This is a genomic window from Flavobacterium hydatis (genome assembly GCF_000737695.1).
In the GTDB taxonomy this organism is placed as follows: Bacteria; Bacteroidota; Bacteroidia; order Flavobacteriales; family Flavobacteriaceae; genus Flavobacterium; species Flavobacterium hydatis.
The window spans coordinates 97,093-110,274 of sequence record NZ_JPRM01000010.1 but is presented as its reverse complement, the minus strand read 5'-3'; the positions used below and the strand labels follow the sequence as shown (position 1 = coordinate 110,274).

The 13,182-nt window shown below is 30.2% G+C and carries 18 protein-coding genes; all 18 read left to right on the top strand.

Annotated elements, in window-relative coordinates:
• Positions 1–89: 89 nt before the first annotated feature.
• The 18 genes from IW20_RS08135 (at position 90) to IW20_RS08050 (ending at position 13,163) form a co-directional block, all read left to right on the top strand.
• The gene (locus tag IW20_RS08135) at positions 90–626 is read left to right on the top strand and encodes a GNAT family N-acetyltransferase (protein ID WP_081912455.1); all 537 of its coding nucleotides are present in this window, start codon (positions 90–92) and stop codon (positions 624–626) included.
• 36 nt (positions 627–662) lie between these two features.
• Complete coding sequence (locus tag IW20_RS08130) at positions 663–1,223, top strand: hypothetical protein (protein WP_035620730.1); 561 nt, start codon at positions 663–665, stop codon at positions 1,221–1,223.
• Between the two features lie 17 nt (positions 1,224–1,240).
• Positions 1,241–1,750: a hypothetical protein gene (locus IW20_RS08125; RefSeq protein ID WP_035620727.1), complete on the top strand. Its 510-nt coding sequence runs from the start codon at positions 1,241–1,243 to the stop codon at positions 1,748–1,750.
• A 105-nt stretch (positions 1,751–1,855) separates the two neighbouring features.
• Positions 1,856–2,770 (top strand): helix-turn-helix domain-containing protein, encoded by a 915-nt coding sequence (locus IW20_RS08120; RefSeq protein WP_240478469.1) that lies wholly within the window; start codon positions 1,856–1,858, stop codon positions 2,768–2,770.
• A 70-nt stretch (positions 2,771–2,840) separates the two neighbouring features.
• On the top strand, positions 2,841–3,041 hold the full coding sequence (locus tag IW20_RS08115; protein WP_035620725.1) for a hypothetical protein: 201 nt from the start codon (positions 2,841–2,843) through the stop codon (positions 3,039–3,041).
• A 41-nt stretch (positions 3,042–3,082) separates the two neighbouring features.
• Positions 3,083–3,655: a pentapeptide repeat-containing protein gene (locus IW20_RS08110; protein WP_035620723.1), complete on the top strand. Its 573-nt coding sequence runs from the start codon at positions 3,083–3,085 to the stop codon at positions 3,653–3,655.
• Between the two features lie 214 nt (positions 3,656–3,869).
• The gene (locus IW20_RS08105; protein WP_240478468.1) at positions 3,870–4,910 is read left to right on the top strand and encodes a helix-turn-helix domain-containing protein; all 1,041 of its coding nucleotides are present in this window, start codon (positions 3,870–3,872) and stop codon (positions 4,908–4,910) included.
• Positions 4,911–5,100: 190 nt separating this feature from the next.
• Positions 5,101–5,925: a pepsin/retropepsin-like aspartic protease family protein gene (locus IW20_RS08100; RefSeq protein ID WP_165571415.1), complete on the top strand. Its 825-nt coding sequence runs from the start codon at positions 5,101–5,103 to the stop codon at positions 5,923–5,925.
• A 67-nt stretch (positions 5,926–5,992) separates the two neighbouring features.
• Complete coding sequence (locus IW20_RS08095) at positions 5,993–6,571, top strand: hypothetical protein (RefSeq protein ID WP_123869466.1); 579 nt, start codon at positions 5,993–5,995, stop codon at positions 6,569–6,571.
• A gap of 10 nt (positions 6,572–6,581) precedes the next feature.
• A complete protein-coding gene (locus tag IW20_RS08090) occupies positions 6,582–7,112 on the top strand; it encodes a hypothetical protein (RefSeq protein WP_035620716.1) in 531 nt (176 codons plus the stop codon).
• Positions 7,113–7,163: 51 nt separating this feature from the next.
• Positions 7,164–8,090, top strand: a complete 927-nt coding sequence (locus IW20_RS08085; protein WP_035620714.1) for an alpha/beta hydrolase — start codon at positions 7,164–7,166, stop codon at positions 8,088–8,090.
• 241 nt (positions 8,091–8,331) lie between these two features.
• Complete coding sequence (locus IW20_RS08080; RefSeq protein ID WP_035620712.1) at positions 8,332–8,859, top strand: MepB family protein; 528 nt, start codon at positions 8,332–8,334, stop codon at positions 8,857–8,859.
• 79 nt (positions 8,860–8,938) lie between these two features.
• Positions 8,939–9,571 carry a LysE family translocator gene (locus IW20_RS08075; RefSeq protein WP_035620710.1) on the top strand — a complete coding sequence of 211 codons (633 nt, stop codon included), beginning with the start codon at positions 8,939–8,941 and terminating at the stop codon, positions 9,569–9,571.
• Between the two features lie 88 nt (positions 9,572–9,659).
• Entirely contained in the window at positions 9,660–10,340 is a 681-nt protein-coding gene (locus IW20_RS08070) for a GNAT family N-acetyltransferase (protein WP_035620708.1), read from the top strand.
• Between the two features lie 10 nt (positions 10,341–10,350).
• Positions 10,351–10,836, top strand: a complete 486-nt coding sequence (locus IW20_RS08065) for a DinB family protein (RefSeq protein ID WP_035620706.1) — start codon at positions 10,351–10,353, stop codon at positions 10,834–10,836.
• Positions 10,837–10,851: 15 nt separating this feature from the next.
• On the top strand, positions 10,852–11,733 hold the full coding sequence (locus IW20_RS08060; RefSeq protein ID WP_035620705.1) for an alpha/beta hydrolase: 882 nt from the start codon (positions 10,852–10,854) through the stop codon (positions 11,731–11,733).
• A gap of 44 nt (positions 11,734–11,777) precedes the next feature.
• Complete coding sequence (locus IW20_RS08055) at positions 11,778–12,140, top strand: hypothetical protein (protein WP_051885647.1); 363 nt, start codon at positions 11,778–11,780, stop codon at positions 12,138–12,140.
• Positions 12,141–12,206: 66 nt separating this feature from the next.
• Positions 12,207–13,163, top strand: coding sequence for a hypothetical protein (locus tag IW20_RS08050; RefSeq protein WP_123869464.1), 957 nt, complete (start codon positions 12,207–12,209; stop codon positions 13,161–13,163).
• Positions 13,164–13,182 lie beyond the last annotated feature (19 nt).

Below are 13,182 nucleotides of genomic sequence, written 5' to 3'. Positions count from 1 at the left end.
GGTGAAATATCTTTTATATGTTGGGTTCCTTCAATAATTTTAGGAATATTTATGATACAAATAAAAAATAATACTTCATCCCATTGATCATGACCATAAACATAGACCAAAACCTAAAACTTGAGTTAATTCATGAGAATCACGCGCAACCAATCTTTGACCTTGTTGATGCAAACAGAACTCATTTAAGAGAATGGTTACCTTTTGTAGACAGAATGCAAACTGTAGACTTTGCAGAGAATTTTGTAAAAGGCACAATGCAAAGAAACAGAGACGGAAACGAATATGGTTTTGTTATTGTTGATAACGAGAAAGTTATTGGAAGAATTGGTATTTATAAAATTGATGGTCAGAATAAAATTGGCGAAATCGGATATTGGCTTGCCGAAAACCTACAAGGAAAAGGTATTATAACTAAGTCTTGTAAAGCGATTATTGACTTTGGTTTTTCGGGTTTGCAATTAAATCGAATCGAAATAAAATGTGGAACCGAAAACTTTAAAAGCAAAACAATCCCAGAAAAACTTAACTTTACCAAGGAAGGCATTATTCGCCAAGGAGAATTACTTTACGACAAATTTATCGACTTGAATTTATATTCACTTCTTAAATCTGACGTTGAATAAAACACCAAAATACATTCAAAAATTAAATCCCTTAAAATGAAAAATATAAAATTCGCAAAACTCATTCTACTTTTTGGTCTTATTACTTTAGTTTCTTGTAATCAGCCTAAAAACATAGATGAATTTGCCATAGAAATTACAAATAGCATCAAGGATAAAGATGCAGACGATTTGTATTCTTTGTTTATATCTCCCAAAGAAAATGCTTCATATGGTTTTGTAAATGGTACGATAACTCCAGAAGAATCTTCGAGATTAAAATCTAATGAGGATTTAATAAAGTTAATTATCCGAAAAGGAAAACAAAGAAAACCTGAAGATATCAAACGTATAAATCAGTTTATTTCGGAGGCACATGCTTTATTTAATTGGGAAAATATCAAATCTGTAAAAACAGAATCTACTTTGGTAGAAACCAAAAAAGTAAATACAATAAGAAACAAAGTAACGATTGATGCTGCTATTTACGACTTAAAAATCATAATCGAATTAAATGATAATAAAATATATCGTATAAAAGTAAATAAGGCAATGAAAGTAAATGATCGTTGGGTAATCTTCCCTACTAAAAGCTTTGGTCTTGAAATTGAAAAGTAAGAATACATAAAACTAACATGTTAAAGAATTTCATTGCTATTCTTATTGCAAACGTATTGGGGTTATTCATTTTTGTTGTTGCTGGCCTAACAACTTTCAACAATTTAAAGCATCTCTTTAAAGACGAAACTATAAGCGGGAAAGTCACAGCTGTCAATGTATTAAATACATACTCAAAAAATGGTGGCGGTACTCTCAATGCTTTTGAATTTAAAATGAATACTGCTAAAAATGAATCCTTCTTAACCTCATATGAAAGACTCAATTACAATATTAATATCGGTGATTTTGTCACATTAAAAAAATTGTACGTAGGAAATACTAATTCAAAAGTATTATCAATAAACGGGCAAACTATTAATAATTTCTATAGCTTATTCGACCTTGCAATGTTAGTCGCTTTTATAGTGATTATCATAATTTACTATATTTATTATAAAATGTACAATCGTAAAAAGTATGTAAATAAGAATAATCAATACACAGAAATCCTTAAAAGGAAAAACCATCCAATTCTTAAATCCTAAATGATATTACATTTTCGAATGATTGAAATGGAAACAGAATTTCCTTTTTTAATTCCTATTTTCGCTGAGTAAATTTTACTACGAATACCAATCAGGAAAATGAAGATGAAAAAAGAGGAAGATATAAAAACCTATGGTGCAAAAGATTTTCGGGACAAATTCCTTGAATCTGAAAACACGGTAGAACATCTTTTTAAATCTAACTCAGAACATTTTTTTTGTTTGAGGATTGAAGATGTAAATCAACTAAAATATCCCGTACCTCCATCTAAACACATTTGTCATACTTTACTTTTTATCACTTCTGGAATTCATAAACTAAAAGTTGGTTTCGAAGAATATACCACCAAAGCCAATGAAATGATACTAGTTCCTGCTGGACAGATTTACGCTATAGATTTTATGAGTAAAAAGATAACAGGTATTATATGTCAGTTTCATCAGGATATATTAGTTGGGAAATATGGCAATAGAGAAATGCTTAATGATTTTGATTTTTTGAAGGTTTGGGGAAATCCTAGTGTAACTTTCCAAAAACAAGAAGCTGGATTTATTTCGAATCTATTAAACCGTTTACTTATAGAATATACCGAAACTGGCGGTATTAATCTGGATATTATACAGCCTTATCTTATTGCTTTACTTTTCGAAATAAATAAGAACGCTGTAAAAACCAACAAAACCCTCACAGCAGCAACAACGCTTACAACTAAGTTTAAAGAGCTTATATATTTGCATATAAAAACCCAACATCAGGTGAGTTATTATGCTTCACTCTTAAATGTCACACCAAATCATTTAAACAAATCGGTAAAATCGGTTACAGGAAAATCGCCTACAAAATGGATAGACGAAACGATTCTTCTAGAAGCTAAATACTTATTGTACCAAACCAATCTTACCATTAACGAAATTGCAATACAAGTAGGTCATTATGATCAATCGTACTTTAGTCGTATCTTCAAAAAGCACGAAGGTATTACTCCTATCGAATATCGAAAAATGATTGATAAATCCTAACTCTTGCTTATTGAATCCTAATAGGATTGTCTCTTTATTATTGACATTTGCAAACTAAAAAAAGCAAATAATGATTTACGTTTTCAAAACTTCGGTAAACACAGAATCGAAATTAGAATCGGCAACAACAATCCTTAACGAATTATTACCAGACGCAAAGTGGAACTTCGACCTTGAAGATTGGGACAATATTTTAAGAATTGATAGTAAAACCGATATAGTCGAAATGATACTTAACAACAATGTTTTCGATTGTATCGAATTAGAATAAATATCGCATTTGCAACAATTAACTTTCATCATCAATTTATTATGGACACATTACTTCATCAAGGCAAGACATTTGAGAACATCGATTACTCAGAAAAGAAATTAACTGATTTCGAATTTTTAAATTGTGATTTTATAAACTGTAACTTTTCAAAAAGCGATTTAGGCAATAATGACTTTATAGATTGCAACTTTAAGAACTGTAATTTCTCTTTGGCAACCTTACGAAACACAGGATTAAAAAACATTAAATTCACCGAATGCAAATTAATGGGATTAGACTTTAGTGATAGTAATGCCTTTTTATTCTCTATGAACTTTCAGGGTTGTATCTTGGATTACTCTACTTTTTTACAAAGAAAATTAAAGAAAACAAACTTCTTTGATTGTTCTCTAAAAGATGTAGATTTCTCCGAAGCCGATTTAACTCAGGCTGTATTTAAAAATTGTGATCTGTCGAACGCAACATTTGTACGAAGCATTCTGGAGAAAGCCGATTTTCGTACGGCAAAAAACTATTCATTCGATCCCGAAGAAAACAAAGTCAAAAACGCTAAATTCTCCCGTTTGGAACTTGCGGGATTATTAGAGAAATTTAATCTTGATATTCAGTAAATCTAAGAGAAAGACAGGATTGAATTAGGAAGTTTAGGATTTGAGTAGATCTGTAGTTTTTATTTGTATTTTCGTTTAATTGAAACATATAGAAAACAATTCATAAGAACACTAAATGAATAATTTTAGTTATTTAAAAATCATCGCTTTAATTGCTGTTTTTGTTTTATTGCTTCTTGTCTTTTTTTTGCTGACAGTAAAAACTAAAAACAAGTTGTCGAATCGACTTATTGCAAGCTATCTAATCCTTACTGCTATCGATATTAGTGGATTCTTTATTGCAGAGAAAATTACAAACAACTACCCCAACTTAGAAATTTTTAGATGGACACTCTGTTTATTAAACATTCCATTGTTTTATTTGTATGTACTATCACTTTGTTATATCGATTTCCGATTAAAGTTTAAACATACATTACATGCAGTCCCATTTATAATCTTAAATATAATTTTAATACCGAGAATATATTTAGCAAATGATACCTATAAAAAATACTTTTTCGAACATCATTTTGAAACAACCGAAATGGTGTTTTTTCAATTTCTAATAGAAGTCCAATATTTACTTTATATCATTGGTATCTTTTTAATTTTGAAAAAATACAGGAAAATTTATCTTGAGAATTTTGCAAACTCTAATACTGCAACATACAAATGGTTATTCCAGATGACGATTGTTTTTCTAGTTGCTCATTACTTTGATGCTTTTAAAAATCTCTTAAGGTATACCGATTATCATAACCTCTTGATTTTTATTAATGATTTTATAGGTATTATAGCTTTATTGATAACATGTTGGTTTGTCTTAAAAGCATTAAACCATCCTGAGCTTTTTAGAGGTATCGATTCTAAATTACAATTAGCGAAAGATTTTAATTCTAAAACAGCAGCTTCCAAAAATCAAGATATTACCGTGATTGCATCACAAATAGATATCTTAAAAAAACACATGTTAGATAAAAAACCATATCTAGATCAATCATTTACTATACAAGACCTCGCAAATCAAATTAATATTCCTGTACGTGAATTATCAATTCTGATTAATCTACACATGCATCAACATTTTTTTGACTTTGTAAACCAATATCGTATCGAGAATGCAATGGAAATTTTACGAAATTATTCAAAAAGTGAATTGACTGTTCTGGAAATCTTATACAAGGTAGGCTTCAATTCTAAATCTTCCTTTCATACTGCGTTTAAAAAACATACTTCATTAACTCCTACAGAATACAGAAATAGCTTATTATAAACAACTTACATAAGTCGGACAATATTTTAGCGAAAGTCGAACCAAATTTATTCATACTATTTGGTTCGACTTTTTTTAATCGGACGTTTTTACAAAATATCTAAACCAAATTTGCCTCAGATAAAAACAGGCAAATTTGCCAAAATGGGATATGCTGAAAACCAAGTTTAGAGTAAGCAAAAATCAAATCATGAAAATAACCAAAATAGTATTTAGCTTGCTATTCTTAAGCAATGCTATAGTTAGTCTCGCACAAGACACAATACCACTTAAAACGTACATCGAAAACATGAAAACTGTAGATGTGTTTATAAAAGGAAAAAAATACAATTTCCTTTTTGATACTGGCGGAGCAGAAACTCTTATTTCACCTGAAATAGCAAATATGCTAAACAAAAGCATATACGGAAGTTTAACAGGATTTAGAATGGATGGAGAAATAATAAAGGCACAAAAAAGTGATAGTATATCACTTATAATTGGCACTACAACTCTATTCCACCCAACTGTTGGTGTTTGGGACATTATGAGTATTTTGCCAAAAGAATTTCCTAAAATTGACGGCATTATTTCTCTTAAATCTTTTAACAATACTATTTTGACTATAGAGCTTTCTAAAAATATTCTAATTATTGAAAATAGCGTTTCCGCAAAAAAAAGAATTAAAGGAAAGTCTCTTTTACCAACTCAATTTGCCAATGGCTTGGAAGGTTCTGAATTAAATATTTTCGTTCGAATACCTAAAAATAATTTTTATTACTGGTTTCTTTTTGACTCTGGTAACAGTGGACCATTATTACTCTCAAATGAAAGTGCTATCGTTTGGGGATTAAAACCCGAAAACAATGCGATTGAAATAACCAACCCTAAATCTGAATTCTTAATCGGTAAAAATAAACTTATGGTAAAACCATTTACAAGAAATATAATTTACGATGGTGTACTTAATTTTGAATCCCTCAGTAAATATATTTTTACTATCGATTTTAAGAAAAAAGAAGTCTGGATTGATTAAGTTTTTTTACAAATATCCATTTTAAAGAAATAGTAATTCTAGTAGGATTATTTTTTAATCTCTATTTTTGTTTAGAATAAAACAACAAAAAGCTGATATGAAGAAATACTACCTATTACTAATCTTAACTATTATTAGCTGTAACAATTCAACGAAAGTTATTCCAAAAGAAAATATTGCTCAAAAAAAAGAATTAAAAAAATTCTATGAGTCTGATAAAATAGACCATTACTATTTAGACATTTCAGAAGACATTTTTTTTGACCCCATCCGAATAAAAAGTAAAAATGAAGATACAATAAAATTGAATAAAATTTTAATGTACAGTTACCCAGATTCTGTTTCAGAACCTAACTTTGAATTAAACTTAAAAAAGTTTCATTTTATAAAACATGAACTAAGCAAAGAAAAGAAAAAAGAAGTTGAAAATATTTTTAGTCAACAGGATTCTTTACGAAATGAATATGCTGCATGTATTCCTAAATATCGCGATATATTTATTTTCAAAAAGAATGATTCTATAATTGGAATAGCAAAAGTTTGTTTTGGATGTGGGATTTCTCAATTCTTAGGTACTAAAGTAGATACTGATGGATTCGGATTACAAACTGAATTAGAAAAACTCGAAAAAATCATTCGAAATTAAAAACTCTCAAATGATATTTATAATTAATTCTCAAGGCACAAATCTCATAACCCGAGAAGAACTTTCGATTAAAGAATGGGCTGAAAAACTGGATAAATTCATTAGATATACCGCTTTTATTGATGATAACGAACTCATAAAACAACTTACTTATGAGTACAACCTTAATCAAACCCAGATTGAAGAAATTGAGAAATGTCTTGAAAACGAAAAAATAAAGTACCATAGATATACATGTATCAAATACGAGCATTTTAAAATTGAGTCTGTTTATTTGGAAATCAAAAAACTAAAAGGAAAACTAATTTATTGGAAAGATTGGGATTATGTTTTTGAAGAAAAAGACAATGATTACTTTCTTTGGTGTTTTCTTGGAGGTTTTGCCGACGCACAACGTGAAATAAAATTAAGCGAGGAACACATAAAAAAATATAAAGAAATAGGTATTGCTCAAATAGATTATCTAATCGATAATCTTCAAAAACTTCACAACTCCGAAGAATACAAACTTGCAATAACAGAGAATCGAGTAGTAATGTAAACTGTTCTTTCTTATATTTTCCTTATATTTCGGGTTCTATTATGCAATCCCATGAAACAATTACTTCTAACTCTTTATTTACTTATCGGAATGTCCAATTCTCAATACGCACAAAAAGTTATCCCATTATATAACGGAAAAGTTCCCAACTCAAAAGACATTGCAGACTTAAAAGATTCCATTATGGTTTATGGAACTGATCCTAAAAAAATTACCGTAATTACCAGAGTTGCTACTCCTGATCTGACTGTTTTTCTTCCCGAAAAAAATAAAGCTACAGGAATTGCTGTAATTATTTGCCCTGGCGGCGGTTATTCGGGAGTTGCAATTGATCATGAAGGTTATGCTATTGCAAAAAAACTAAACGAAAGCGGAATCGCAGGCTTTGTATTAAAATATCGTTTACCAATTACAAAATACGTCGAAAACAAAGAAATAGTTCCTTTGCAAGATGCCCAACGTGCTATCGAGTTGGTTAGAGAAAATGCCAAGGAATGGGGAATAAATCCAAACAAAATTGGAATTCAGGGTAGTTCTGCCGGAGGACATTTAGCAGCCACAGCAGGTACACATTATACAAAATCATATATCGATAATCCGCTAAAAACAAACTTACGTCCCGACTTTATGATTCTAACTTATCCTGTTATTAGCATGACAGACGGGTTAACTCATATGGGGTCCAGAAATAATTTACTTGGCAAAGATGCATCTCCCGAAGAAATTAAAGAATTTTCGAATGAATTGCATGTAACGTCAAATACTCCTCCTACATTTATAACTCATGCCATAGATGATAATGATGTTATAGTGCAAAACTCTCTTGTGTTTATAGCTGCTTTGCAAAAAAACAAAGTTCCAGTTGAATCTTTCTTTTATGCCAATGGGGGTCATGGTTTTGGGATGGACAATCCTACCAGCGATGTACAATGGATTGACAACTGCATTGATTGGATTTTGAAAACCAATAAAAAATAATTGAATTACATAAATTCAAAATCAAACAAAAATTAACCATGTAAGTCATATAAGTTCATTTAAGTTTTATTGTGATTAGTCACACTTATATTTACTTATATAACTTATATGGTAAAAAGGATTTTGAGGAATTAAGAGTTTATGTAGTTTGTTTTGAGCAAAACTTCTTTTTTAAATTTTCAAAACTATATTTCTACACATCTAAAAACAATTACCCTACGGATTAATTCAATAAAAAAACATGGAAACCTCAACTATTTGGTCTGCAAATACTATTCATAAAGATTTGCTTGAAGCAAAAGAACAATTATACGATACGTGTAACTTAGATTGTACACAACCAATTGCAGAAGCCGAAAGTGCCGATTATGGCGCTTATACTTTTAAAATTAACAAACAGGCCGTTGTATATCGTGTGGCTAAAATTACCCCTACTAAAGTGGGACAATTTGTTACGTTATGGAAAAGAAGCGAGAAAGGTCCTATTGCCCCTTTTGAGATTACAGACGATATCGATTTGTTTATTGTAAGCACTAGAAATGATTCTCATTTTGGACAATTTATCTTTCCTAAATCGGTATTGCATCAAAAAGGGATTTTATCTGATGATAAGAAAGAAGGCAAACGTGCCATTCGTGTATATCCGCCTTGGGATAACACAACAAGTAAACAAGCCCAGAAAACGCAACAATGGCAATTAGACTATTTTGTAACTATTCCGAGCGATAAACCAGCTGATTTGGATTTAATAAAAAAATTGATTCCTTGATAAATAAATCATATTTTAGCTAATGCTTAAAACTTAAGTAGGTAACAAAACCGATTATTAACACCAAATAACGATAGCCATGACAGGAATAGAAAGCTTAGGAACTTTTATAATAGCAGCAATAATTGTAGTTATTACCCCTGGGATTGACACTATCATGGTATTAACAAGAAGTATTTCGATAGGCAAAAAAGCAGGATTATATTCGGCATTAGGAGTTAGTTTAGGGCTAATTGTTCATACGCTTGCTGCTACATTTGGACTTTCGCTTATTCTGGCGCAATCAGCTCTGGCATTTAGCATTGTTAAATATTTAGGTGCTGCCTATTTATTTTATCTAGGATATAAATCGCTTACAGCAAAAGCAGACCAAACAGAAATAAAATCTATTGAAGTTAAGAATACGGCTAACAGAAAATTGTTTTTCACTGCACTTTTAAGCGATGTTCTTAATCCTAAAATTGCCATTTTCTTCTTAGCTTTTTTACCTCAATTTGTAAAAACCTCCGAGATAAACAATCCAGTTCCTTACTTATTACTAGGTTTTATTATCTTTATAATAACCTTAATATGGTGCTCTTTTCTTGCATTAATGGGAAGCAACGTTGCAACTCTTTTTAATAAAAACAAAAATGCCGAAAGCCGATTAAACAAAATGACTGGAATTGTTTTCATCTTACTTGGTTTAAAAGTAGCTTTTACAAAAAGATAAAACAACAATGACTAAAACTCATTAATTATATTTTTTACTCAAACCCATAATATTAAATGCCCGAAGTGATTCTGGTACTATCAAATATATGAATACCGATTACACAAAATTAGACAATCCTGCTTGGTATTCTTTATCCGAAACGCATCAGGAATTTTCAATAAATTACAATAACATCAAATTTTACAATCCTGATTATTGTCCTTTTGGAGGATTTATAATTCCAGAAAACATTTCAGAATCTATTGATGAATATTCAAAATTAACAGATGGCTTTTTTGTAGTTGGAGAAAAACCTCAACTTTCAAATCAACTAAAATTGAATAACGAATTAATCTGTTTGCAAATGATTATCAATAGCCGAATAGATGTGGAGATAAAAGAAGAAATCATTCCCCTTAAAACCAGCGAACATATTGATGCTTTATTTGAATTGGTTAATTTGGTTCAGCCTGGTTATTTTAAAAGACAAACTGCTTTGCTAGGTAATTATTTCGGAATTTTTAAAGACAACAAACTTATTGCAGTTACTGGCGAACGTATGAAAATGAATGATTTTACCGAGGTAAGTGCAATTGTTACTCATCCTGAATATACAGGACAAGGATTTGCTAAACAATTAATTGCTCACGCGGTAAACAATATTTTTGACCAGAACAAAATGCCTTATTTACATGTTGTAGAAAGTAACGTTGGAGCTATAAAACTATATGAGAAACTAGGATTCACGACAAGACGAAAAATGAGCCTTTGGCACATATCCAAATAGACAATTTAATATGACAAAAATATACAGACAAGGAGCCAGTGGCGCATTGCTTGACGAGTATGAACGGGCGATTATCGATTTACAAGATACGATCTCGGATATATCAGAAACTGAACTTATAAAAATTGTAGACAATCAAACAAGTGATTCTAGTTGCAGATCTATCCAGACAATTTTATCTCATGTTGTTTGTTCTGGTTATGCTTATGCTATTTATATCAGACGTTTTAAAGGAGAAACAATAAATTTTAGAGATGAAATATTTCATACTTCTATACAAGATTATAACAATCATTTAAATGATTCTTTTAATTTTATGGTTGATTCTCTCAATGGTATAAATGATAATCAGCTTGAAGAATCTGATAACAATAAAAAACTAATCACTTCCTGGGGGCAAATTTACGATATCGAACAAATTTTAGAACACGCCATTGTACACGTCTTGAGACATCGCCGCCAAATAGAAAAATATAAAATAATAGTACGCCAATAATACATTACCCATTTCATGAAAAAAACATTCTACCTTTTTATTTTCCTTTTATTTACCAACCTTAATTTTGCACAAACAAAAAGCAAACAAACCACAGATAAAAGTCAACCGATAGTTCTTGGGATTACAGATAAATTAAAATCGACCGAACTGGGCGAAACAAGAACAATAAACATATACTTACCCGAAGGATATAAGGAGAAAGACACTGTGAAATATCCCGTAATATATATCCTAGACGGTGGTGTCGAGGAAGACTTTATTCATATTACAGGAATCGTTCGTTTTAATACCCAAGCGTGGATTGCCAGATTCCCGAAATCTATTGTTGTAGGTATCGAGAATACAAACCGAAGACGTGATTTTACATTTGCTGTTCCTAATTTGGACTTTGTAGAAAAAATGGGATTCAAGAAACAAAACTTTCCTCAATACGGCGGATCGGATAAATACATCGCTTTTCTAGAAAAAGAATTACAACCTTATATCGATAAAAAATTCAATACGAGCAATCATAAAACTGTTATCGGTGAATCATTAGCTGGACTTTTGGCAACGGAAATTTTATTAAAACACCGAAATCTATTTGACAATTATATCATCATTGCGCCAAGTTTATGGTGGGGAGATCAATCATTATTAGCCGAAGCTCCTAAATTGCTTAAAGCAAAAGAGAACAAACCAGCACTAGTATATATTGCTGCTTGTGATAAAGACGAAGACAAAACAATGTATGACGTTGCTGTATCGTTAAGCGAAACGCTAAAGCAAAATGACGAAAAGAATACTAAAGTATATTATGATTATATCCAAAACGAAATTCACTCGACTGTAATACATCAGGGAGTTTACAATGCTTTTAAAGCTTTTTATCCTAAAACTATTTATGAGAAATAAAATCAAAGAGATATTAATTGAACAGAATACACTAACAACCTTATATGAATATTAATAAAAAAAGGACTCTAAGTAAGAAGAATATATTTCTTATTATTCTGTTTTCGTTCTTTATTGCTTTATTCTTCACGCCTCTTTTAGGAAATATATTTTCGCTTGCTATCGAGAAAGAATACTTTATCCCGAAGCAATCTTCTATTTTTACTTTTAATGAAACCGTGCATAATAATGGTTCTAGCGATGTATGGCGATATGGAGAAGATTATACTAATTATTACTTTAACTTAAGTGATACTAATAATAGTGTGCTTGTTTTCCCTAAAGCCGACATTGATAATTGTGCCGGATTTGATCCTGAAGATGTAACTACTTGGTGCGGATTAAAAGCTCCCAAAATTGACTTTTAAATACACGAACCATTTACCCGAAATAAAACTAATTAACCTAATCCTTATATTAACACTAAAAACAAAATGAAACATATTGCACTTTTCTTTTTATTATTTCTGAGCTTAAATACATTTTCTCAGTCTAAGGACGATTTATTAAGGTTTAGCTACGAAATGTATAAAGATTATAAAAATCCTACTCTCGAAAAAGTAAAATCGATCACCTATAATCCTGATATAACTTTCATTAAATCGAAATATAGTAAAGAGTCCTTGGTTACTTATATCGATTTTTTTATTAAAAACGCAAAAATCTCATTAGAACAAAAAGATAAAAACCAACTCAATGTTTTATTAAATTCTGATTTCCCAACTTCTTATCAGGAAGAATTGTTTGGCATCGTTAATTTAAAAAGAAAAAACAGTGCAATAACAGATTCCAAGGGCAAAGAAATCAAAATGGCAAATTCCAATTCTAATAGTATTGGAGGAAAAATAAAAGAAAATTCTAATTCTGAACTTGAGTACAGAAGTATCGAAAACCAAACCGTTGCTTTTACTAATAATGCAAATATAAAAGGTGACATTACTTATGAATTATCAATTCTGACTGATTACTCTACTCAGAAATTAACGAAACAAGATGTTGGAAAAACTATCGTTCTAAACCATCTAAAATATGAAGTTACAGAAATAGCCAGTAATAAGATTATTCTAAAAAAACTCTATGATTTTAAATATGATGGAAATATTAAAATATTATTATTTGACAAAAACAAAAAACTAATAGTGTCTGACGATGGCAATAGAGCCCAAAATTCACTTCTTTGGACAGGAGGAATAGATAGTACTTATTATGATTTTATCTCAAAAAACCCAAATACTACTTTTGATGAATTTAAGAAAAATATTAAGCCTGAAAATGTGATGCCTAAAAATCCTGAATATATCATGATTGCAGCAGTTTCAAACTTAGATAATGAGTTTATTCTTTATGAACCTGAATATAATGCCGCTAAAGAGTTTAAAGTAAAATTATAATACCCCATCAAAAGCAGTT